Annotated in this window: 6 protein-coding genes (1 of these 6 cut by a window edge); 1 reads left to right on the top strand and 5 read right to left on the bottom strand. The window is 74.6% G+C overall.

Annotated elements, in window-relative coordinates; translation table 11 throughout:
• Positions 1-10: 10 nt before the first annotated feature.
• Positions 11-1,654 carry an AAA family ATPase gene (locus ACFVVX_RS07850; protein WP_387942601.1) on the top strand — a complete coding sequence of 548 codons (1,644 nt, stop codon included), beginning with the start codon at positions 11-13 and terminating at the stop codon, positions 1,652-1,654.
• Between the two features lie 62 nt (positions 1,655-1,716).
• On the opposite strand, the gene ACFVVX_RS07845 is transcribed toward ACFVVX_RS07850, so the two are convergent.
• The 5 genes from ACFVVX_RS07845 to ACFVVX_RS07825 all read right to left on the bottom strand — a co-directional run.
• Positions 1,717-3,069, bottom strand: a complete 1,353-nt coding sequence (locus tag ACFVVX_RS07845) for a S8 family serine peptidase (protein ID WP_387942599.1) — start codon at positions 3,067-3,069, stop codon at positions 1,717-1,719.
• Positions 3,066-6,446 carry a right-handed parallel beta-helix repeat-containing protein gene (locus ACFVVX_RS07840; RefSeq protein WP_387942597.1) on the bottom strand — a complete coding sequence of 1,127 codons (3,381 nt, stop codon included), beginning with the start codon at positions 6,444-6,446 and terminating at the stop codon, positions 3,066-3,068. The genes ACFVVX_RS07845 and ACFVVX_RS07840 overlap by 4 nt, the downstream gene beginning before the upstream one ends.
• A 71-nt stretch (positions 6,447-6,517) precedes the next feature.
• A complete protein-coding gene (locus ACFVVX_RS07835; protein ID WP_387942595.1) occupies positions 6,518-8,128 on the bottom strand; it encodes a hypothetical protein in 1,611 nt (536 codons plus the stop codon).
• A 171-nt stretch (positions 8,129-8,299) separates the two neighbouring features.
• On the bottom strand, positions 8,300-8,965 hold the full coding sequence (locus ACFVVX_RS07830; RefSeq protein WP_387942593.1) for a type VII secretion system-associated protein: 666 nt from the start codon (positions 8,963-8,965) through the stop codon (positions 8,300-8,302).
• Positions 8,966-9,058: 93 nt separating this feature from the next.
• On the bottom strand, positions 9,059-24,822 hold the 3' portion of the coding sequence (locus tag ACFVVX_RS07825; protein ID WP_387942591.1) for a toxin glutamine deamidase domain-containing protein. The gene runs 13,216 nt beyond the window's last position; 15,764 of the gene's 28,980 nt are visible here — the last part of the coding sequence; the start codon falls outside the window, past its right edge — the gene reads right to left on this strand; the stop codon is at positions 9,059-9,061.

Below are 24,822 nucleotides of genomic sequence, written 5' to 3'. Positions count from 1 at the left end.
AGGCGGGCGCGTGGCGGCCGAGGAAAGCAGCGCAGTGGAACACGTCCAGCGACTGGCGAAGGGCCCGGACCGGGACCTCGCCCCCGACTACACGCCCACCACCTGGCCGGCCGCGGCTCCGCAGGAGACCGGTCCCCGGGAGGCGGTCGGCCCGGCGGGCGGCGGCGACCCCGGGGCCGCGGCTGCGGCTGCCGGTCCGGGTGCGGGTGCCGGAGCGGGTGCGGCCGGGACCGTCGGCGAGCCGGTGCAGCTGCCGTACTGGTCGCAGCCGCTGGACGCGATGGGCACGGTCCTGGTGCCCCCGGAGGCGCGCCCGGGCGAGAGCGGGTACGCCGCCGCTCCCCCGGTGGTACCGGTGGTACCGGTGGCACCCGCCGCACCGACGGCCCCGGTCCCGACCCCGGCTCCGCAGCCGGCTCCGGCACCGGCACAGCTGATGCCGCTGGCCCAGGCGCCGACGCTGCCGCAGGCGGCCGTTCCGCCCGCCTTTCCGCCTGTTCTCCCGCCCACCGCCGCGGTCACGGGCCCGCCGGCCGTTCCGCCTGTCGTTCCGCCGACCGTCCCGCCCGTCGTCCCGCCCACCGTTCCGCCGACCGGTACCGTCCCGAGCCCGGCCCCGGCCGCGGCCCCGGCGCTCCGGCACCCGGAGCAGCCCCTCGTCCGGTCCGCCCCGCTCGCGCCGGAGCCGGGACAGCCGCCGCAGACGGCACCGCAGCGCGGCCGCCGGGGGCTGGGCCTCTCCTTCGGCCAGGGTGAGCGGGAGCGCCAGCGGACGGCGGCCGCGATCCGCACGCCGCTGCGCCACAGCTTCCGGATCGCGGTGATCAGCCTCAAGGGCGGGGTGGGCCGGACCTCGACGACCATGGCCCTCGGCTCCGTCCTCGCCGAGGCGCGCAACGACAAGGTCATCGCTGTCGACGCCGACCCGAACACGGGCACCCTGGGGCGGCGGGTCCGCCCGGAGACCACCGCGACCGTCCGCGACCTGCTGGCGGCGGCCCCCTCGATCACCGGCTACATGGACATCCGGCGCTTCACCTCGCAGGCCCCGAGCGGCCTGGAGGTCCTCGCCGGCGCCCAGGACCCGGCCGGCGAGGGCGGCCTCGACGGCGAGGCCTACCACCGGCTGATCGGCGTGCTGGGCAACCAGTTCCCGGTCATCCTCAGCGACACCGGCACCGGCCTGCTGCACAGCTCGATGCGCGCCGTGCTGGACCTCTCCGACCAGCTGGTGGTCACCGCCACCACCAGCGTCGACGGCGCGAGCAGCGCGAGCAGCACCCTGGAGTGGCTGAGCACCCACGGGTACGACGCCCTGGCCCGGGGCAGCGTGACGGTGGTCTCCAGCATCCGCGGGCCCGGCCGGCTGATCCGGGAGGCCGACCTGGTGGCCCACTTCGAGACCCGCTGCCGCAGTGTGGTCGTGGTGCCCTTCGACGACCACCTGGCCGTGGGCGGGGAGTTCGACCCGGCGAAGCTGCGGCCGAAGACCCGCCGGGCGTACCTGGACCTCGCGGCCGCGGTCGGCGAGGGCATGGCCGCCGGGCAGCCCGGCCCGCAGGGCCTTCCGACGGCGGCGGTCCCGTACCTGCCCGGCCCCGCCGCCGTCGCCGCGCGGCCGACCGCCCAAGCCCTGGGCCTGGGCCTGGCCTGACGCGTCCGGCGACCGGACGCGGAACCGGCCCGGCCCCTGGTGGGGCCGGGCCGGTTTCGGTGTCAGCCGGTCCAGCGGCCGGGCTGCCAGCCCCGGCGTCTGCCGTTCGACAGGACGAACCCGAGGCCGCCGATCAGGACCACCGCCCCGAGTGCGCCGCCCGCCACCGCCGCCGCCTGTCCGCCGGCCGGCTCCGGGGCCGGGGGCTGGACCGCCGCCACGGCCGTACCGGCCCGGGCGGGCGGTGCGGTACCGGCGGTGGCCGGGCCGCCCGGCAGCGCCGCGCCGACGGCGCCCAGCGGGTCGACCATCCCGTACCCGATCCGGGGGTCCGGCAGGGCGGTGCCGGGGTGGTAGGCGGTGGCCTTCAGCCGGTCGAGCAGTTGGGCGGGGGTGAGCTCGGGCCGGTAGCCGAGGACCAGCGCGGCGCTGCCGGCCACCATGGCCGTGGCGAAGCTCGGCCCGGAGCCGGTGAAGTAGCCCTTGCCGCCCGGGCCGACGCTCATCACCGCGTCCCCGGGGGCCACCAGGTCGACCCGGCCGGCCGGGCCCGCGCCGTCGGACCCGCCGCCGACGCTGCCGTCCGGCGCCAGGTCGGCGACCGCCAGGACGTCCGGGTAGGCCGCCGGGAAGGCCTGGCCGCCGGATCCGGCGGAGCCGCCCGGGTCGGTCCCGGCCGGGGCGACGACCAGCGCCCCCCGCTCACGTGCGTACTGCACCGCGCCCGCCAGGTCCTCGCCGCCCACCGGGACGGGCACCGCGACGGCGATCACCCGGGCCCCGCCGTCGACGGCGTGCCGGATGCCCTTGGCCAGCAGGTCGGGGGTGGTGATCCCGGCCTCGTCGGTGACGGCCACCGCGAGGATCCTGGCCTCGGGGGCGATCCCCGCGAAGCCCACGCCGTCCTGCCGCCGGGCGGCGATCAGCCCGGCGACGAAGGTGCCGTGGCCGACGCAGTCCCGCCCGGCGCCACCCGGTCCGAACTCGCGCGGGCCCAGGGCGAGCCTGCCCTCCAGAACGCCGGAGGCCGCGTCCACGCCCGACCCGACCACCGCGACCGTCACCCCGGCGCCCCGGCTCAACTGCCAGGCCGCCTCCGGGCGGAGGAAGGTCTGCGCCCATGGGGTCCGCTCGGTGCCCTTGTCGGAGGGCTTGGTGCAGCCCTCCTGCTTCGACTTGGTGATGCCCTGGCCGATCACGGGCAGCGAGCCGGCCGGATCGGCCCCGCCCGCCGGGGCCCCGCCCGCCGCCGGTGCCCCCGGCACCGCCGTGCCGGGGGCACCGACCAGGGGCGTCCCGGGCACGGCCGGGACGGCGGTGCCGGGGGCGGCCGGTCCGGCGGCCAGCGCCGCCGGGGCCGGTGTCAGCAGGGCGCAGCAGAGCAGCGCCGCGGCGGCCGGTCGACGGCCCCTCACACCGGGCTCCCCTGGCGCAGCGGCGGGATGTCCCGGGGCAGCAGCAGGCTGAGCTCGGACAGGTCGCCGACGTCCAGCCGGGCCAGCCGGCCGGCCTGCCGGGTGACCATCGCCTCCAGGGTCTGGCGGGCGAACCGGCCGTTGCCGAAGGTGCGGTCCCGGGGGACGACGGTGCAGAGCTCGCCGAGCGCGGTCAGCGTCTCCGGAGCGCAGACGTAGCCGGACTCCTCCGCCTGGAGCCGGATGATGGTGACCAGTTCGTCGGGGGTGTAGTGCTCGAAGGCGACCTGCTGGGGGAAGCGGGAGGCCAGACCGGGGTTGGAGCCGAGGAAGCCCTGCATCTCCTCGTGGTAGCCGGCCACGATCACCACGACCTCGTCGCGGTGGTCCTCCATCAGCTTCATCAGGGTGTCCACGGCCTCCTGGCCGAAGTCGTTGCCGCCCCCGCCGCGCGGGGTGAGGGTGTACGCCTCGTCGATGAACAGGACGCCGCCGCGGGCGCGTTCGAAGGCCTCCTTGGTGAGCTGGGCGGTGTGCCCGATGTAGCGGCCGACCAGGTCGGCGCGGGCGGTCTCGACCAGCTGGCCGCCGGTCAGCACGCCCAGCTCGGCGAGGATCGCGCCGTAGAGGCGGGCCACCGTGGTCTTGCCGGTACCGGGCGGCCCGGCGAAGACCAGGTGGTGGCTGATCTTGGCGGTGGGCAGCCCCGCCTCCTCCCGGCGGCGGGCCTGCTTGATCAGGTTGACCAGGTCCTCGACCTGCTCCTTGGCGGCCGACAGGCCGACCATCCGGCGCAGTTGGTCCAGCAGGTCGGTGCGGGCCTCCTCGGCGCCCTCCCCGGCCCGCCGGACGGCGGCCGCGGCCTCCTCGCCGATGTCCTCGGGGACGAGCAGGGCCAGGTCCGCGTCGGCGACCTCGGCGAGGACGGCCAGCCGGGAGGCCTGCCGGTCCACCATCTCCTCGAACACCTTGCGGGCGGCCCGGCCGTTGCCGAAGTCGGCGCCCTTGGGCATCCGCTCGAAGTGCGCGAGGAGGGCCTCCTGCGTGGCGTCGGCCAGCTCGTAGCCGTGCCCGGCGGCGGCCCGCCCGACGATGGTGACCAGCTCCTCCGCCGAGTAGTTGCGGAAGTCGATGGTGCGGCTGAACCGCGAGGCGAGGCCGGGGTTGGACCCGAGGAAGTCGCGCATCTCCTCGGAGTACCCGGCGACGATCACCACGATGTCGTCGCGGTGGTCCTCCATCAGCTTGACCAGGGTGTCGATCGCCTCCCGGCCGAAGTCCGGGCCGGTGCCGCCCGCCCCGGCCGAGAGCGTGTACGCCTCGTCGAGGAACAGCACCCCGCCCAGCGCGGACTGGAAGACCTCGGTGGTCTTGATCGCCGTCCCGCCGACGATCGAGGCGACCAGGTCGGCCCTGGCCACCTCGGTGAGGTGGCCGCTGCGCAGCACGCCCAGCTCGGCCAGGATGGCGCCGTAGAGGCGGGCCACCGTGGTCTTGCCGGTACCGGGCGGCCCCGCGAAGATCAGGTGGCGGCCCATCGGCAGCACCGGCATCCCGGCCTGCTCCCGGCGCTTGGCCAGCTTGTTGAGGTTGACCAGGGTCGCCACCTGCGCCTTGACGCCCTCCAGGCCGACCAGCGCCTCCAGCGCGGACTGCGGGCCGTCGGGGTCGAGCGGTGGCGGGTCGGCCGGGTCCGCGGCGGCCGGCGGCCGCTCACCGGGCTCCCCGGGCTCCGGCGCGGCGGACTCCGGCCCGCGGCCGCTCTCGGCGGGCGCCGTGCCGTGCGCGTCGGCCCGGGCGTTGTCCCGGCTGATCAGGTTCTCCACGGCGAACCGGGTGCTGGGCCTGGTCTGGCGCAGCCCGGAACCGCGGTTGCCGGCCACCGTGCAGCCGGTGATCCGGACCGGCTCCTCGGACTCCGCCCGCAGCCCGTCCACGGTGTTGTCCGCCATCTCGCAGCCGTTCAGCGTGGCCCTGGCGCCCGCCGCCAGCAGCACGCCGTGCCGCCGGTTGCCGTGCACCCGCGACCTGGCCATCGTCAGGTCGCCGCCGTCCTCGACGCAGACGCCGTCGGTGGCGTTGTCGGACACGTCGCAGTCGCGCAGCGAGGCGATGCCGTCCCCGCCGACCTCGACGCCCGCCGCGCCGCTGCCGCGCACGGTGGTCCCGCCGACCTGGGTGTTGCCGCCGTCGGCGATCCGCAGCCCGGACCTGCCGGTCGAGGACAGCGTGCAGGACTCCAGCCGGCCGCGCCCCTCCCGCAGCACCTCGACGCCGTGGCCGCGCACGTCGGAGACCTCCACGCGGCGCAGCAGCGGGTTGGCGCCGTCGCGCACGCTCACTCCGGCGCCCGCCGCGTCCCGGATCTCCAGCCGGTCGAACTCGGCGGCGCTCTCGCCCACCAGCTCGACCCCCGCCGCCCCGCCGCCGCGGACAACCGTCCGGGTCAGGGACGGGCTGGAGGACTCGTCCACCAGGATGCCGGCCTGCTCCGCACCGACCACCTCGCAGTCCTCGAAAGTGCCCCGGGAGCGGCCGGTCACCCGCAGGCCGTGGCCCTTGGTCCGCTCGGTGCGGCAGCGCCGCACCAGCGGGTCCGTGCCGGCGGCCACCACGATGCCGTGGCCGCGGGTGCCGCTGACCGTGCAGTCCTCCAGCACGACGCGGGCGGCCGAGCTGAGGTAGACGCCGATCGAGGTGTCCCGGACGGTGGTGCCCAGCACCCGGGTCGTGCTGTTCTCCTCCAGCGCGATGCCCGGCTTGTCGGTGGCGGAGATCTCGCAGTTCTCGATCGAGCCGCGGCCCTCGCCGTTGGCGCAGATGCCGTTGCCCCGGGCGTCGCGCATGACGCAGTCCCGGATCACCGGGTTGGCCCGCTCGCCGATCACCACGGCGGAGCTGCCGAGGTGCTCGATGACGCAGTCCTCGATGATGCTCGTCCCGCTGGAGGTCTCGACGATGCCCGCCCCGGCCGGGTTGACGACCCGGCAGCCGCGCATCGCCAGCGAGCCCTGCTGCCGGGTCAGCACCGCCGTCCAGGAGTTGCCGGCCACCTCGCAGTCCTCCAGGGCGGCCTGCCCGCGCGGGACGTCGACGGTGGGCAGCTCCTCGTCCCGGCCCTGGAGGACGAGACCGGTCAGCTGGACGGCCTCGGCCACCACCTGCACCACCGCCCCGCGCCGCGGCGAGATCCGTACGCTGCCCCGGGCCTCCTCGGCGGTGATCGTCACCATCTTGGTGATGACCAGGTTCTCCTCGTACCGGCCGGGGCGGACACTGATCACCGCGCCGCTGCGCGCCGCCTCCAGCGCCTCGCCGATGGTGCGGTAGCCGCCGTCGCGCTGCTCCGCGCACACACTGAGCACATGGCGCGTCATCGCGCTCGTTCTCCTCCGTCGTTGGTGGCTTCCCGGGTGCGGGGCGGTGCCGGGCACCGCCCCGCGGTCGGTCAGCCGGTGCAGTTGGCCCGGACGGCCGAGGCCGCGTGGTGGGCGAACGTCTGGGTGCCGCCCTTCCAGTCCTCGCCCCGGCTGTGCATCATCACGGCGATCTTGCCGCTGGTGGCGGGGAAGGTCCCGACCGAGACCCACGTCCCCCTGCTGCCGACCTGGTTGACGATGAAGTTGCCGACGGTGCCGGATCCCGGCTCCGACTTGGACTGGACGGTGTAGTACGTCGGAGCCCCGCCGACGTCCTTGATGTCACCGCTGGCCGGCACGTAGACGGAGATCTTGCAGCTCCCGTTGACGACCGGGGCGGTGTTGAAGGTCCAGACGACCGAGTTGCTGTTGTCGTCCGAGTTGGCCGCCCCCGACATCGGCACCGAGGCGTACTTGCCGTTGCAGCCGTCCGCCGAGTAGCCGCCGGAGTTGGTCACCCAGCCCTCCTGGCCCTTGTCGTACCGGCCGTACTGCTGGGTGGTGGTGGTGTTGCCGGGAGGGCTGCACCACAGGCCGGCCACGGCGTTGTAGACCGGAGCCGGCGGCGGGGTGGACTTCGCGGCCTGGGGCTGGACCGGGGCCGGCGGCGGGGCGGGCTGGGCGGCGCCGCCCGCGGCTGCCGCACCTCCGGCCGCCGCGCCTCCGGCTGCCGCGCCACCGGCCGCCGCACCGCCACCTGCGGCGCCCCCGCCGGCCGCGCCACCCGCCGAACCGCCGGCGGAACCGCCACTCGCGGCGCCGCCGCCGGTGGCGGCGGCGCCCTGACCCGCCGGCACACCGGGCGGGGAGGACTTCCCGGCGGCCGCGGAGGACTGCGCGGGGCGGGGCTGGCCGACCGGCTGACCGGGCACGACGGCGTTCTGCTCCGGACCGGTGCCACCGGCGGCGGCCGCACCGGCATCGGCGGGCGGCGCCGCGGGCACGGTCGGCGGGGCCGCCGGATCGGCCGCGGTCTGCGGGACGGGGATGGTGACGTTGCCCTGCGCGTCCACGCCGGGGACGAACCCGTCGCCGCCGCCGTCCTGCTGGGTGTACCCGGCGGGCGGCGGGCCGTCCGCGCCCGGGTGCGGGTCGTCGCCGCCGAGGTTCGAGAAGACCAGCGGCAACCCGACCAGGACCAGCCCGGCGACGGCCGCCGCGGCGATCATCGGCTTGGAGATCCGGCGCGGGCCGCTCTCCCCGGGCTCCGGGGGCTCCAGCTCCTGGGTGGCGACCACGACACCGCCCGGGGCCTCGGCCGCGACCGCCTCGGCAGCCGCTGCGGCTCCGGACGCTCCACCGGTGACCGGCGGCACCGGGCCGACGGGGGCCGCCGCGGTCGCGGAGGCCGCGGCGGACTCCTTGCCTGCAGCCGTGCTGGAGGCCGCCTCGGACGCCGCGCCGGACGGCGTCGCGGCCGACCCGGCGGCGGGCGCCTTCGCGGGATCGGCCGACGGGGCCGCCTCGCTCGCGGGCTCCTCGCTCGCGGCGGCCGCCGCCACCTCCGACGAGCCGGACGCTCCTGCCGACGCGGCCGGGGCGGCCGCCGCCGGCTGCGGCACGACCCACGCCACCGCCGGCAGTTCGTACCCCTCGCCGACCGGCTGGTTTCCGCGCCCGTTCCGGTTCTTGCCCACCATGGCCCCCTGGCCCTAGACGACAACGCTCGCGGGAGGCCGCCGATCCGCCCTCGGCGACCGGGCGATAGACCATCCCTCCCGGTTCGACGGATGGCGCACCGCGGCAGGTTCAGCCATCCGGAAGGCGGTCTCCCGGCCGTCCGGGAGGGGTGGGGGCCTACACCGCCCGGCTCAGTCGAACGGACGCAGCGGCGCCGAGGGGCCGTCCGTCCGCGCCCGCTCGGCCAGGTGCTCCCGCAGCACGTCCGGCTCCAGCCGCATCACCACCGGGGCACCGGGGTTGAGCACCAGGCGGCACCCCGGCGGCAGCCACTCCAGCAGGTCGGCGGCGCCGAGCAGGGCGTGGCCCGGAGCGCCCGCGGCCGCCAGCCACGACCGCGCGGTGAAGACGACGGCCGCCGTCTCCCCGTCCGGCAGGTCGATGCCCCCGACGCCGACGCCGTCCCCGTCGCCGTCCCCGCTGTCGAGCGGCACCGCGACCTGCGCCCCGGCCAGCGCCCGGTAGACCGCCTCCGGCGGCCCGTACCCGGTCGCGGACGCCTGGACGGCGGCGTCCACCGGATCGGCGGGCACGGGCCAGCCCAGCGCGAGCGGCGACTCCCGGTACTCCTCGTTCGCGGCGAACTCCTCGACGCCGCCGTCCTCGCCCGCGCGCCACTGGCCGATCACCGCCCAGGCCGGCGGCGGCCCCTCCCCCGCCCAGCTGGGGTCGACCAGCCCGATCCACTGCCCGGGGGCCAGCCTGGCGGCGGTCCGGATGTGCTCGGGCACCTCCACCGGCTCCACTGCCTCCGGTGCCTCGGGGACCGGGTCCGGTGCCTGTGTCTCGTCCGTCACGGTCACCGCACCGCTCCCGTCCACTCGTCCGCCTCGCGCGGCCGCTCCGACCGCGCCGCTTTCCCGTTCCACGGCCGCCGCCCGGCCCTGCGTTCACCCGAGGATGAGGGGCACCTCCTCGCCGAAACCGAAGTCCGAGCCGTCGTCCTCGTCTCCGCCCTCGTCCTCGTCCTCGTCCCCATCTCCGTCTTCGTCCTCGTCCTCGTCCTCCTTGTCCGAGCCGTGCGACGACGGCGGCGGCAGGAAGATGGCGATCTCACCGAAGTCCGAGCCCTCTCCGGACTCCGAGCCCTCGCCGCTCTCCGAACCGCTCTCCTCCTCGTCCTCCGGATCCGACTGCTCCTCCTCGTCCTGCTCCTCGTCCTCGTGCTCGTCCTCTTCCTCGTCCGAGCCGTGCGGCGGCAGAACGATGGCGATCTCGCCGAACTCCGAACCCTCACCGGACTCCGAGCCCTCACCGTTCTCCGAACCGGTCCCCTCCTCGTCCTCCGAATCCGGCTGCTCGTCGTCGAAGAACGTGAAGACCATCTCGCCCAACGCGTCGGAGGACACGGAGCCGTCGTCCTCCTCGTCCTCTCCGTCGCTTTCGGGACCGGGCGGCAGCGCGGGCTCCTGCGCCGGTGGCACGGCGGTCGGCACGGCCCCGGCCGGCGCCCCGACGGTGACGGGGGGCGCAGCGGTGACGGGGGTCGCAGCAGGCGCAGCAGCAGTGGTGGTCGTGGCAGTGGCAGTGGTGGCAGTGGGAGGCACCACCTCCTCCGCCTCGATCAGGACGTAGTCCTTGGAGCTGTCACCACCCGGATCCGGCATCAGCTTGCGGGAGGTCACCCGGAAGCGGGCCCCCGGCATGAGGAGCACCTCGGCCTCGTGCCGCTTCTGGGAGAACGGGGTGATGTCACGCCCGCTGACTCCGTGCAGCGAGAGCATGTACACCACACGGTGCCGGAACTCGCCGACCGGCTCCCTGGTGGCGAAGCCGTGAGCCGTGGGGAACTTCTTGCTGGTGCTCGCGTAGGTGTCGAACTCGATGTGGTCCCTGGTGAAGAGGCCCGCCACGAACGCACTCGCGTTGCTGTCGTTCCCCCACTCCCAGGCCCCGCGGTAGACGGTCATCTCGTCGGCGACCGGAAGGGCGTCGAGCGCCTCCAACAGCATGGCGGCGTGGAGCCTGGACTCGGCCACCACCGAGGGCAGCAGCTCGGTGATCCTGCGGTCCAGTTCGGCGTCGATGTCCCGCCGTGCGCCCGGTGCCAGCTCGCCGCGCTTCTGAATGAGGTCGGCGACCTTGTCGTCCTGGAAGAAGATGTTGGGCTCGACGAAGGACTCCCTCTCGTCTATCAGGGAGATCATCTCCTTCAGGACCCGGCGCATGGCGGTCGCCACCACGTCGAAGGGCAGTCCGCCGCCGATCCCCCGGGTCCGCTCCACGACCAGGTTGATCAGGACGTGGTCGTGTCCGCTGTAGACCCGGACCGCCATCAGGTGGGCCACCGTGAACTCCGCGAGCCGCTCGCCCATCTCGGGGACGGGGATCCGGTGGGCGTTCAGCCAGCGCCTCAGCGGCACGTCGGTGGGTGCGCCACCCAGTGGCCTGGCGATCTGCCGGTGGTGGAACTCCCTCGCCTCGAACACGTCGGCGCTGGAGAGCGCGTGGAAACCGCCCTCGTCGCCGTTCAGCACCAGGCGGTCGAAGTAGAGCCGCTCGTGCGGCAGCAGTCCCCTCGGGTCGAGCGAGCGCAGTGCGGCCCTGCTGAACTCGGGGCCGAGCGCGTCCAGGCTCCGGTACATCGACACCGCGTCGGTCAGGTCGAAGGTCCTGCCCTCCACGCCGTGGAACCCCGCGACCTGGACGCCCCGCAGGATCTCGTAGAGCGAGTGGTCGTTGTGCAGGCGCATCCAGCCGATCAGGCCGATCACGAATTCCTCGCGCCGCGCCTCCGGGACGTTCAGCCAGTCGAAGGTGCTGAGCATCCGGGCCGCCGTGCCGGACAGGCCGCCGATGCCGGGCACGCCCCGTCGGCCGAGGTCGCGGCTCCAGGAGGAGTCCGGGTCCAGTCGGAACCGGGCGGCGCCCTCGATCGATCCGAGCGGGAACTCCGGCCCCTGCCGCTGCGGGATCGGGTCGGTCGGCTTCATGGTCTTCTTCGCGATCGCCTCCGCGATCTCCTCAAGCGTCATCTCCGTCAGGTCGCCGGCCCGGAGGTCGGTCCGGCCGGAGGCCGTGGCCGTCACCGTGGTGGTGACGCGCCCCTGGGCGTCAGGGGCGTTCGTCGTCATCCGCACCTCGGACACGGTCTGCCAGTGCGGGAAGATCACGGCCGTGTCCGGCTCCCCCTCCGGCGTGAGCGGGACGGTGTCGAGGTCCCGGGTGACGGTCGCCGACATCGGCAGCAGCTCGCGCTCCCGGAGCAGCGCCAGCTCGCGGCGGCTGAGTTCGATGCCGGCCCGCCTGAGCTGGGCCGGCGTCATCCGGTCCGGCGCCTGCATCTCGTCCGCGCGCTGGGTGCGGATCCGCTGGCTCTGCCCCAGCTCCGTGGTGTTGTCGAGCGGATCGGCGCTCCACCGCACGAGGTTGCCCAGCGCGAACGGGTCCTCGGAGAAGTTCCGTGCCTGCGGGGAGGAGACGGCCGCCAGCACGCGGTGGACGACGCGTCGCTCCCTGCTCTGCAGGTGGTCCCGGTACGGCCGCAGTCGGTCCACGTCGAGGCCCAGGGTCCGGGCCGTGGTCATCTCCGGCTCCTGGAACACCCGGAGGAGGAGTTCCTTGAACCCGCCGATGTACGCGGCCCCGTCGCCCTGGTCGGGCCGGTAGTAGGCGCCGTTGTAGAAGGCGGTGAGCTTCTCCCGGACGTTTCCGTACTCCATCATCTTGTCGATCTGTTCGGTGGTCAGGCCCGTGTGGCCGATCTGCCCCGCGCTGGTCACGTCGTCCCGGGTGAAGACCTCCCTGAGGTGTACCTCCTCGTTCCAGTTCGGTCCGTGGTCGGCGACGAGGACGGCGACCAGGCGGTTGAGGGCGCGGTCGATGGCGGAGCCCTCGCGCGCCACGACGGCGACGGCCAGCTCGCCGACCCGCCGCTCGAAGGCCTCGGCGCGTTCCATCCAGCCCGGCTGGTCGGCGATGGGGTGCCGGTTGAACAGCCGCTCCGGGCCGGCCATGCCGAAGGTCCGGCCGGGCTCTCCCGTGGCCGGGTCGTGGAAGAGCGATCCGTCGCGCTCCCCGTCGCCGCGGATCGGGTCGGACCCGGCGTTCTCCGCGTACGCCCAGACGCCCGCGCCGTCGGAGAGCTCCGGCGCGTGCTCCGGGAACTCGCCCCGCTGCGGGTCGATCCACAGCAGCCCGCCGCTGCCGGTGTGCAGCAGGGTCCGGGCATGGCCGACCTGCCCCTGTTCGGCGAACAGGACCAGCGCCCGAGCTCCCGCGCCGCCGTCCCGGACCAGGGCGACGACCCTGTCCAGGGCCGCGGTGCCCGAGCCGTAGTGCCACGGGGGGCCGAGGCGCCTGGTCACCTCCCAGACCGCGTCGCGCTCGGGTCGGCCGTCGGTGCTGGTCCCCGCGGGGTGCGGGTCGCCGTCCATGGTGTCCCACAACGCCAGGTTGGCGTCGACACAGTTGACGGTCGAGCGGTCGGGGTTGATGTGGCCGAGCAGGGCCTCGCTCAGCCGGGGGGCGGTACCCGGCACCAGCGGACCCCCGGGCGCGCTGTCGCGCCAGGCCTGCTCCTGCTCCTCGGTGAGCGCGACCAGGTGGCGGTCGGCGGCCGGGGTCACGTGGCGGTCCATGGTGTGCGGGCGCTTGGGCTCCGGCAGCTCCGGGACCGTGTCGTCGTCCTCCTCCTCCGCGCGCCGCTTGGGGGCGGGCACCAGCACGCTGAAGATGTCGTCGCCGACGGACCGGCGGGAGGGGCCTGCGGCCGGCTCCCGCCGCCTGGCCGGCGGCTGCTCGGCCCTGGGCTGCTCGCCCACCGGGAGGGGCGGCAGGGGCTTCTCGGCCGGGGCCGCCACCGGGGCGTCCTCCGTCCACGGCTCCTCGCCCACCGGCAGCGGCGGCAGGGGCTTCTCGGCCGGGGCCGCCACCGGGGCGTCCTCCGTCCACGGCTCCTCGCCCACCGGCAGCGGCGGCAGCGGCTTCCCGGCCGGGGCCACCACCGGGGCGTCCACCAGGGGCTCGACCCGGGGTTCGACCGGGGCGGTCACCTCCGCCGGATCGCCGTGGGGGGTGCCCTCCACCAGGTCACCCTGGAGGCTCTCCCAACCGGGCTCGCCGACGACGCCGGCCCAGGCGTTCCCGACGGCCTCGGGCGCGTGGCGCCGCGGGTCGCCGGCGAAGCTGCCGAGATGGACCCGCCCCGGCTGCGTCGTCACCGGCGCCTCGGGCTCGGCCGTCCCGAGGATGGGCCGCAGCAGCCCCGGCACGAAGCGGATCAGCGCCTCGCCGCCCGCCTCGTGGCTCCGCACGATCTTCTCGAAGATCGACCTGTCGAAGGCCGACTCCGGCTGCCAGAACATGTGGGCACCGTGCTGGACGCCCATGTCCTGCCCGATCATCTCCTCGACGGCCTCGCCGTACTCGTCGGTCCCGATCCGGTAGCCCTCGGCGTCCTGCATGTCGAAGATGTCGTGATCGCCGGTGATCGGCTTCCAGACGCCCTGCCGGTCCAACCCCTCGACCACACCGCGCACCACGCGGAACTGCCCGGCCAACGACTCCATGACCGGCAGGAGTTCGGCGTACTCCTTGGTCCGCTGCTCGAAGCGGTCGAGGACCCGGTTCCACTGGTCGTCCCCCATCCCCTCCGGACGCTCGGACAGCTCCGGCCGGAAGAAGCCGACCAGGCCCTTGTCCTCGGGCCTGGCCCCGAGCCAGATGTCCTCCGCGTTGACCGTCTTGGCCTTGATCGCCTTGGGCTTCGGCAGCGCGCCCGCGTCCAGGTGCGGCACCGAGTCCGGGTTCGTCGGCCGGAGCTCGATGACGATCCCCCGCTCGTCCGCCATCCGCTGGAACTTCTCCTGGTTGCGGACGGGGACCCCGAGAGCCGTCTCCGCGTACTGCGGGGACACCTCCACGAACCGCACGTCCTCGGCCACGTGGCGCACCCGCCCGCGGCCGGAGGGGACGGTGCCCACCCGCACCACCGCCGGGTCACCGGCCACCGCTCCGGCCACCGCACCGGCCAGGCCGGTCGGTAGTGCGGAGGCGCTGTCGTCGTCCGCGTTCAACAGGTGGCCGAAGCCGGAGGCGGGGGCCTGCGGCGCTTGCTGGGCCTGCTGGGCCTGCTGGGCCTGCTGGGCCTGCTGGGCCTGCTGGGCGACCGGCTGCCCGGCGGGGCCGGTTCCCCCGGTCCGGGTGTTCGGCGCCGGGGTCGTCATCTCGACGTCGGAGTCGACATCGGCGGCCCGCTTCGGGCGGAACGTCCGGAAGGCACCTTGGGTATCGCCGGGAGACAACTGCATGAGCAGGGTCGCCGGCGCCGAGACGTCGTACGGCTGGAACGGGTCGCCGCCCGCGACCACGCCGACCGAGTTGGTCGGCGCGTGCACCGGGAGCCCGAGCTCGTTCGCCATGTCCTGGGCGTGCCCGACCGACTTGCAGCCCAGCAGCACCACCGAGGCCGGGTTGCCCTCGGCGGCCGACCGCTGCAGGGCCTGCATGCTGGGCCGGCGGCCCAGGAACCGGCCCGCCTCCGCCCCGCTGACCCGCACCGTCGTCGCGGCCGGAGCAGCCGGGGCGTCCGTCGCGTGGGGGGCGGTGGGATCGGGCAGCCGGTTCAGCACGATGCCCCGCGCGTTCGCGTGGGCCGCGAAGAAGTAGGCGTGGGCCGGGTCGTACGGAAGGGGCTCGCTCGGACCGGGGTCCAGCAGGTCGCCCGACCGGTGCTCGAACGACGCCAGCGTGTCCAGCTGCCGGTACGGACCCTCGCGAAGACCCCACTCCCGGGTGCTGAACGAGGCGCGCCCGATGGGCCGCTGTCCGCTCAGCGAGGTGACGGTCTGGGTGTGGACGAGCGCGTCGGGCACGGTCCGGCCGTCCATCGTCCGCACGCTGCCGGGCGCTCCCTCGGACACCGGCACGGCTCCGCCCCGGGTCGGCGGCTCGACCCGGATGAACCCGCCGCGCGGATCGGCCAGGCCGTTCGCCTCCGGGTCCGGATCGGTGAGGACCGCCGGAGCCCGCAGACCCAGCTCCCAACCGCCTTCGGCGTGGGGGACGCGCTCGGTGTCGCCGGTCGGCGTGAAGACCGTGCGGTCCGTCAAGGAGGCGATCAGACGCGGGAGTTCCAGCGTCCCGGCGCCGCCGCGCGGCATCATCAGCACCACGGGGACGCCCTCGGGCAGCCCGGCCAGCACCGGGTCCGCCGCCACCAGGGCGGCGAACCTCGCCTGGTCGAGGCCGACGGCCTGGCCGTGTTCACCGGTCAGGCGCAGCTCCCGGCCGAGCGACGAGGCCATCACGAAGTACGGCTGGGGACCGCTCGCCCAGGGGAGGTCGAAGCGCCCGAGGTCCCGGCGCAGGTAGCCCGGCTCGCGGGCGGACCGGCCCGGATCCACCAGGGCGTGCCGGAAGTCCCCGGCCCCCGGTCGGAACCCGGCCAGCTCCGAGCTGCCGGGCTCGTACGCGGCGTCGAGGGCCACGAAGTCCTCCGGCCGCAGGTAGGCACGCCCCACCGCGCGTGAGCCGTCCCCGCCCTGGAGCGGTCGGCTCTGCACGCGCGGACCACCGGGCACCGTGTGCAGGTCCCGGCCGTCGACCCCCGCGGCGGGGACGAACGGCGGTACGGAGGCGGACTCCTGGCCGGCTCCGGCGGCCGCCGGTGCCGGCGTGTGGAGGCCGGGGGCGGTGGGCGCCTGGTCCTCGTCGGCGTTCAGGACCGCCCTGAGCCCGCCGCCCTCGGCCTCCGGCACCGACAGGTACCGCCCGGCATCCGCCCCCGGCAGAGGCGTGTCTCCCGAAGCAGGCATCTCAACAACCGACTCCTCCACCGACGGAGGCGTCACCACGATCACCGGCAACCCGGGAACGACCCCGCCCTCGGCCTTCTTCGACGCAGGCCCCGACGAAGGACCCCCGACGAACAACGCCGACGCAGGAGCAACCTCCACCTCCGGCACCGACAGATACCCCGGCACAGGCCCACCCCCCGCCACGGGCACCTCAACAACCGACTCCTCCACCGACGGAGGCGTCACCACGATCACCGGCAACCCGGGAACGACCCCAGCCTCAGCCTCGGGCGCGCCCTCAGCCTTCTTCGGCCCGGCCGGCGCCTGCGGCACCGGGGGAGGCGTCACCACGATCGCCGGCACCGACGGCTCTCCCCCGGCCTGCGGCGGGGCCGGCGGGGTCGGCAGGGTCTCCGCGGGCTGCTTCGGCTGCGGGTTCCACTGCCGGCCTGCCGGGTGGTCGGCCGTGAAGTAGGTGTCCGCGGGAGCGGTCACCTTCTCGGTGATCTCCTCCTTCGGGACGGAGACCGCGAACGGGACCACCCCGCCGACGGCCGGGGTCGCTCCCGGTCGCTCCTCCCCGTGGTGGAAGGTGAACCGGAAGGCCACATGGCCGTCGAAGTGCTCCAGCGGCACCGGGACCTTCGAGTTGGCGATGGTCCGCCCACCGGCGGACCGCTCCCCGCCCTGGCGCCGGCGGTATCCGCCGCCGAAGGTGGCGGACACCGAGAACTTGCTCTTCAGCTTGGAGAACTCGGCGCCGAGCTGGCCCATGAACTGGCCGTGCCGGGAGTTGAGCGCGCGCTCGCTGTACCGCGCCGAGGACTCGCCGACCAGTGCGAGCTCCGCGCCCGCCTCCTCCCGGTCGTGGGCGAGGTCGAGCAGCTCGGCCGTCACGGACACCCAGGAGCGGCGGCCGTTCACCCGGAACGGCGTGCCGGTGAGCGTCCCGCCCGCGGTCAGCCGCGGCAGGGCGGCCATCAGCCGCTCACGTCCGAACTCGTTCATCACGCGCTCGGAGCGTCGCCCGCCGCCCGCCACCCGGCTGTCCCAGACCCCCGGGTAGTGCCGCCGCCCCTCGGTGTCGAGCAGGCTGTGCAGCGAGCCGACGTCGGTGAGGTCGCGGATCACATGGGTCGCGGCGAGGCCGCCGGTCCAGACCGCGGCCGGCGGCACGGCGTGCGTCCTCGGCTCGGTGTCCCGCACGGGCGCGGCGCTGCCGGCCCTGGTGGTGACCGGCCCGGGCGCCTCGAACCGGGCGGCGGCCCCGCCGGTGACCGGGTGGGCCTCGGCGGCCTCGACCAGCACCTGGAACCCGACCTTCGCGTAGCCGAAGGCGTTCCGGCGGACGGCGAACGAGGTCTTCGTCATCGGGGCGATCTGCTCGGGGGTCCGGTCGCTGCCGGGCCCGGTCCCGGGCTTCAGCCCGGGGGCGGCCCTGAGCTGGTCGATCTGCTGCTGGTGGCGCTCCCGCTCGGCCAGGTACCGGTCGCGCAGCTCCTTCGTCGCGGGCCGGTCGCCCAGCTCCCGGATCCGCCTGTCCAACTGCTCCAGGTCCGACGTCCACCTCCGGACGACGGACTCGTCGATCCGCCGCTGCTGCTCGTCCAGCAGGGGCTTGAGCGCCGCCCGGTGCTCGTCGTCCAGCCTCCTGTTCGCGGCCTCGAAGGCCTCGGGGCCGAGTTCGGCCTCGCGCTGCGCCAGCGCCTTCTGGCGTGCCGCGAACGACTGCTGGACCGCGTCGACCCGCCGCTGCTCCTCCCGCGCCTCCCGGGAGACGGACCGGTCCACCGTCCGGCCCCACAGGCGCAGGTTGCGGCGGAACTCCAGGTGGAGGAGGGCGGTGCCCTCGAACACGCTGCCGCCCACCTTGCTCTTGGTGCCGACGCCCGTGCCCACGGCACTGGCGGTCTCCGCGATCTGGTCGTGCCCGCTGACGTGGCTCAGCGTGCCGCCGGCCACCACCGCGGCCGGGAGCGCCCCGATCGGGTCGGAGGTGCCGACCAGCCGCAGGGCGGTGGCCTGACTGGTGCTCCGGGTGTAGGCGGTCAGACCGTCCGTGCCACCGCTGGAGTGGCCGACGGTGTTTCCGCTGTTGAACTCGGTCGCCTTGGTGTCGGCGACGTGCTCCATCGCCTGCACGCTGGCCCGGACGGTCACGGTGCCGCCGGGCACGCCGACGGTCCAGCCCTGGCCGGCCATCAGCGACCGCAGCCGCTGCTGGAGCGCCTCGGCGGTGAACCTCGGCGCGAGCTCCCGCTTCACCCGCTGCCAGTTCCGGTCGGAGCCGAACACGGCCCGGCCGGTGGCGTCCAGCTGGCTCAGCACCTCCTCGGCGCCCGGCTGGCGCCTCGGGGCCGCCCCGTTCCCTTCGACCGCAACGGACTTGGCCGGGCCGCCGGGCAGCGGCGCGAGCGGGATGTCCCCCGGCTGCTCCGGCTGCTCCGACCGTTCCCGCTGCTCCGGCTGCTTCGGCTGCTCCGGCCGGTGCGCGTCGGCACCGGCCCTGGGCGTACCGGTGGGCGGCACCGCGGTCTGCTCGGCCCCGGGCGGAGGGGAGACGTGCAGGACGATGTCGGTGGCGCTGAGCACCAGCGACCGCATGATCCGCCGCGGCACCTGCCGCGGCGTCGCGGGGACCGGCCGGCGCTCCCCCGGGGCGGTCGGCAGCTCGCGGACCGGGAAGGCGAATTCGGCCCCGGTCGTGGCGTGCAGGGGCTTCAGGGTCTTCGGGAGCCCGAACCGGGGGGAGAGGTCCACCTCGATCGTGAACCTCAGGTCGCCGCGGAAGACCGCGGCCGGCTCGACGGTCTTCCCCTTGGTCACGGCGTTGCTGCCGACGTCCTGGGTGCCGCCGACGACGTTGTCGGAGTTCCAGGCGTGGCTCAGCGCCCCCGCCACGTTCGGGAGCTTTCCGGCGAGGACGACGGTCTCGGTCGTCCTCGTCCGGTCGTCGTGCATCGCGCCGGTGGACGTCGAGGACTCGGTGCCGACCTCGAACTCGAAGTCCGTGTAGGACTTCAGGTACTCCTTGGCACTCGCCTCCGCGGCGGTGATCCGGATGTCGGCCCGGACCCCCTTGGCGGAGACCGACGTCCCCCAGGTGCGGCCGGTGGTCAGCGCGGCCGCCATCGGCCGGAGCGCCACCGGGTCGAAGAACGGCACCAGGTCCGCGGAGACCTGGTCCCACTTGGCGCCGAAGACCGGCTTCAGCACCTGGCGGAGCTCGTTCATCACGGCCAGGCCGTCGGTGATCCCGAGAACGGCGTCGGACGAACCGAGCTGCCTGTCCCGGGTCACCCGCTCCGGCGGCTGGTGGGTGAGGGTCTCGGTGTCCTTCGCGGTGTCGGACGAGGGCTTGGCGGTGTCCCCGCCGGGCACCACGGGCTTGGGCGGCACCACGGGCTTGGCGGGCACCACCGGCTTGGGCGGCACCACCGGCGCGACGGGCGCGACGGGCTTGGCCGGCGCGACGGGGGTCGGCGGCCGGACGAACGTCGCCCGCTCCGGCTGCTCGCCCGCCGTCACGTACTTCTCGACCTGGGACTGCGGGATCGCCACCATGAACCGGACCGCGGGGTCGGACCCATCGCCGGTGGCGTCCAGACCGCCCTTGTCGGCCAGCCGGACGTTCACCTTGGCGGTGGCGAGGTAGACCGCCATCGGCTCGGAGAACTTGGCGCTGGACACCGTGCTGGACCCGGTCCCCGCGCGGTCGCCGGTACGGCGCCGGAACGCCAGCCCGCCACCGATCGAGAGCGACACCCACTCGCCGCCGGGGAAGCCGTAGTGGGCCCCGCCCTGCGCCTGTCCGCCGAGCGTCAGCCCGGTGGTGTCCCGTGCGGCATCGCCCACCGCCGTCTCGTTGAGGACGTTCAGCTCGGCCTTGTCGATGGTCCGCAGGAAGTCCAGCCGGTCCACCCGCGCGGTGGCCTGCACCGTCGTGTCCGCGTGCCTCGGTCGGCTGAGCATCGGGCCCCGGAGCGGGATGTCCCGGCTCATCGCGGACAGCGAGGCGGCCAGCCGCTCCAGCTGGAAGGAGTGCCGGACCGCGTCGCGGAAGCCCTCCCACCCCTCGGCCTCGAACGCGCTCACACCCAGCTCGTCGAGGACGGTGTGCAGGTCCTTGCCCTTCGCACCGGCCCCGGACGGGTGCGCCTGCGCGAACACGTCCAGGACGACGGCGCTCTCCGGCAGCCCGGTCTGCCAGAACCCGGGCTTGGGCCGCCAGGCGGTCGAGCCCGGATCCAGCTGGGGCGCCTGGACCGCGCCCGGCGCCCTGCGGCCGGGTTCGAAGGCCTCCGGCCGGTCGACGGCCACCGATTCGAGGGCCTCGGAGATCACCTGGAAGCCGATCTGCCCGGTGGCCTGGGGGCCGTCGGGAGCGGGGGTCGTGCCGTCCGGCCGGTACTCGAAGGTGAGCACGGCCCTGCCGTCGAAGATCACCCCGGCGGCCTTCACCTTGACGGCGTTGCCGGCCCGCACCGTGACCCGGTCGATCGCGCTGCGGTCGCGGCCGAGCTGACCGGACGGCGCGGCGGCCGTGACACCGATCGGCACCGGGCCGATGCCCGTGTGCTTGGCGGAGGGCGCCCCGGCCACGTTCAGACTGCCGGTGACGGACGAGACGACGGTCCGGGTCACGTCGGTGCCCGTGTTGAACTCCGTCTGATCGGTGTTGCGCAGGTGCGACATCTGCGAGACCCGCGCGGAGAGCAGGATGCTCCCCCGACCGTCGGAGAGCGGGATCTCCACGGGCTCGCCGCTCATCATGGACTTCAGTTCGGTGCGCAGGGTCCGCAGGTCCAGCCGGCCGAGGACCTCGGCGCGCAGCGCCGCCCAGTCGTCGCCGAAGGTCGCCTGGCCGAACGCCTCCAGCGACTGCCGGGTGGCGCCGACCGGCAGCGAGGCCGCGGGGGCCGCGGCGGCGAGCAGCGCGGGGACGCCGCCGGCCACCCGGTTCCCGGCCCCGTCGACCACGTGGACGCTCTTGACGACGTCCAGCCCGCCGAGCGCCAGCGACTCCTCGACGCGCAGCGGCGGACGGTAGTGCTTCTGACCGGCCGGCGGGACCGCGTCGGCGGCCTCGGCGGCCGGCACGACGACCGGAACCGGCAGGTCGACGGGCAGCTGGTGCTGCTCGCCCCCGATCGGCAGTTCCCGGTCGCCCTTGCGGACATCGGAGAAGTCGAGTTCCAACCGGACGTCGGCGGAGATCCGCAGCGCGGGCTCCGGCGTCTTGCTGCGGGAGAACGTCCGGCCCCTGCTGTCCGAGGAACCGGCCTTGCTGCGGTCGCTCACCACCCCGACCTGTCCGGTCATGCTGGTGTCGGGGGCGTTCGGGGCGAACTTGCCCCCCATCAGCAGGCCTGCGCCGAGCCGTCGGCGGCCCTCGCTGAAGGACCCGGCGGTGGCGAAGGAGTCGCTGCCGTCCTCGAACTCGAACTTCTTGTACGCCCCGGTGGTCGTGGCGCTGGTGACCCGGGCGGAGACCTGGATGTCGCCCTTCCAGCCGACGAGCTCGAACGGCAGTGCGAGGCGCTCGCCCTGGGTCATCGCCGACAGCACGGGCTGCAGGGCGTCGAGGTTCAGCGCGCCGGAGAGCTGTTCCCTGACCGACCGGGCCAGCTGCTCGCGGGCCGCGGCCAGCTGCTCCTCGGCCTTGCCGAACCGCTCCTCGGCCTTGTCCGACCGCTCCTTGGCCTGCGCCGACTGCGGCTCCGCCCGGTGCCCCTGCTTGGCCGCGGCCGCCTCGTCCCGGGCCTTGCCGTGCTTCTCCAGCAGGTCCGCGGGGAGCAGCGCGGGGAGGGCGGTGAGGGCGGTGACGACCTCCTCCACCACCCGATCGGCGTGGCCCGGTATCGGCAGGACCCGGTCGCCTCCGCTGAGTTGGCCGACGGCGGGGTCGGTGAGCCGCGTCGGCGGCGCGGGCAGCGGCGCTTCCTTCGCCTTCTCGACGAGCGGGACCTCCGCCGCCGGCACGGCCCCCTGGGCCGCTGCCGGTGCCGGTGTCGGTGTCGGTGTCTGCGTCGGCGCCGGTGCCAGTTCAGGCGTCGGTTCCGGTGTCGGTTGCTGCGTGGGTGCAGGCACCTGTGCCTGCGTCGGTACCGGTACCGGTGCCGGCGGCTCGGGCAGCGGCGGCAGTTCCGCCTGGGTCGCCTGGATCGTCTGGGTCGCCTGCGGGACGGGCCGCAGCGCCGAGAAGTGCGCCCCCTCGTAGCCCTGGCGATAGAGCATCACCGTGCGGCGGTCGGAGTCCGCCAGGTAGCTGGAGAACTGCCCGGCACCGTTGAGGACACCGAGGTTGAAGCCCAGCGCACCGGCCGCGATCCGGGGCACCTCGTCGAAGAGGGGCGTGTTCCAGAGCACCCGGTTGCGGATGGCCAGATCGACCGCCTCGCTCGGCCGCATGCCTGCCAGTCGCTGCGGGTCCAGGAACTGCGGATGCGGGCTCGGGTCCAGCACCACCGGCTGGGCCAGTCCCGGACGCTCCCAGAGAAGGCGTTCCCAGGACCCGTTCGCGAGGTCGGTCAGCACGGGGCTGCCGAAGTTCTCGATCAGGGCGGACGCGTCCAGGCCGGCGGGCAGCTCTCCCGTCTGACCCATCACGCGCCAGAGCGCCTGCGGCGTCAGGTCCGCGATCAGCATGTCCAGGACCGACTGCCCCCACTCGTCGATGAGCTCCCGCTGGGCGGCGCCGTCCGGTCCCCGGTACCACTGCAGGACGGCATCGCGCAGCCCGGCGGTGTCCAGGTGCTGGTACTCCCACTCGCCGAACTGGCGGTTCACGCTGACCAGCAGGGACGTGAAGAGGCAGTCGCCGTCACCGGGCACGGTGAGGGCCTCGAAGGGCTGCCCCTCGATGGTCAGCCCGTCCTGGAGGACGGTGCGCTCGCGGGCCGCGATCTCCGCGACCGGCAGCGGCACGGCGGCCTGCGACGGCAGCGGCTCCGGGTGCGGCTTCGGCTGCTGTTGCAGCTCTGTCTGATACACCGTCACGGTTGGTGCCTGCGATGCGTGGTGAGCGGGATTCGGCGTGGACACGGCGTCGACGGCACGTGGCGTGGTGGTCGTGGGGGCGGGGTTCGCCGAGGCGTTCCGGTACTGGTCGAAGGAGAGTTCGCGAACGACCGGTCCGGAGCGGAGCACGTCCTCGATGCGCTGGATGTGCCGGGGCAGCACCTCGAAGTCATCCCGGTACGCGGCCGAACCCATCACACCCGGCTCACCCGCGAACCGGTCCCGGCGCCGCAGCGCCATCGCCTGCTCCGCGTACTCGTCCGGCAGACCGAGGAAGTGCATCACCTCGTGCACCAGCACACCCGGCGCACTCTCCGCATGCCACAGCAGCTGGTTGCTCCGCCCCTTACCCGGAGCCACCTTCACACTCTGATGCGCATCCGCCACACCCTCGGCCCGCTCCAACCGCAGATGGAACTGCGACCCGTCCGACAGCCTGAACCGCCCGTTCACATGCTGATCCACCGCGGCCACCGCACCGGCCCAGACCGCGTCCACCTGCTCCGCGGACACCACCGAACCGTCCTGCGCCCCCACATCCAACCGCAGCGTGAACTCCCGCACCCACCGACCCGGCCGCACCTCGAAATGCCGCACGTCATAATCGATCCGCGTCATCGCCCCCGTCAGATCACCCAACGGCCGCGACCCACCCGGCGTCCTGCCCTCGAACTGCCCGGGCAGCCCCGGACCCGCAACCACCCCACCACCCGCCTGACCCGCCACCAACGGATCGAAACGCGTCGTCGACATCCGCGCAGGCTCCGCGAACGACCGCACCCCCGCCCACGCCTCCGCCGGCAACAACACCACACCGGCACCCGCACCCGCACCCGGCGCCACCACCGACACCGGACCTCCCACCGCCTCCACCAACGGCGGAGCGAACGGCGGGTTCTGCCCACCCTCCAGACCCTGTCCCGCGAGCTGCTCGGCCAAGGCCGCAAGCTCCTGCTCGGCAGGCGTGCGCGGCACCGTCGTGCCCCAGTAGACCGCCGGGAAACCGGCCGACATCACCAGGAACTCGTCCTCGCCGTGGTACAGCGACTCGTCGAGGGCGGTGGGACGGCTCTGCAGGTGGGTCCCGAAGACCCGCTGGATCGGGACGTCCTGGACCGTCACGTAGAACGGCCCGCCGTTGGCCTGGGGGTCCTGCGGGTCCTTGTAGGGCACCAGCAGGCTGAACGACTCGGCCGCCCCGCGCCTGAGGTCCAGCACGATCCCGTTGCCGGGGGCGGGGCCGGTGGCGGGGACGGGGTGGGTCCCGGGGTTCGGAAGCCCCGGGTTGTCGTCGTCCACGTGCCGCCGGTTCTCCAACCGGATCAGCCGGACCGTGCCGTTCGCCTGGTCCACGTTCGGCAGTTCGACGGTCGTCAGCAGCTCGTAGGTGAACACGTGCTGGGCGACCACGGCGCGCAGGTCGGTCGGGCCGTAGTTGACGTAGTGGGGACCCCCGCGCACGTCTGTGATGTTCTGCAGGACGCCGCTCAGCTCGGAGAAGCCCCAGTAGTAGGTCGAGTCCAGGTTCCCTCCGGAGCGGAAGTGGGCGTAGAGCAGCTTCGCGAGAGCCGGATGGGCCTTCCAGGAGCTGCTGGCCTGCGAGGCTCCCCAGCCGTCGATGAAGCCCGACGTCCCCGGTTGCTGGTCCAGCCACTGGTAGAAGGTGTCGGACACCCCGTTCTCGCCCCGCAGCGGCCCGCCCTCCACCAGCCCCCCGCCGGGGGCGACCAGGCTGCGGCGCGTCACCTCGACGCCGTTGTCGAAGGTCGGCGGCCGCTCGACCAGGCGCTCCGGGAGGTCCGCGAACACGCCGTCGGCCCGCATGGACATCTGCAGGTACAGGAACTCGCTGATGTACACGGGTGACCAGCCGTCCGCACTGAGCAGCTCGTACG

The organism is Kitasatospora sp. NPDC058170, from assembly GCF_042883905.1.
In the GTDB taxonomy this organism is placed as follows: domain Bacteria; phylum Actinomycetota; class Actinomycetes; order Streptomycetales; family Streptomycetaceae; genus Kitasatospora.
Note: the sequence above shows the minus strand (reverse complement) of the source record. Positions and strands in the feature narration are given on the sequence as shown.

What these genes read in the sequence shown, in the direction of transcription:
- ACFVVX_RS07840 (WP_387942597.1), bottom strand. Translation starts at nt 6,446, where the DNA reads ATGACGCGCCATGTGCTCAGTGTGTGCGCGGAGCAGCGCGACGGCGGC.
- ACFVVX_RS07835 (WP_387942595.1), bottom strand. Translation starts at nt 8,128, where the DNA reads ATGGTGGGCAAGAACCGGAACGGGCGCGGAAACCAGCCGGTCGGCGAG.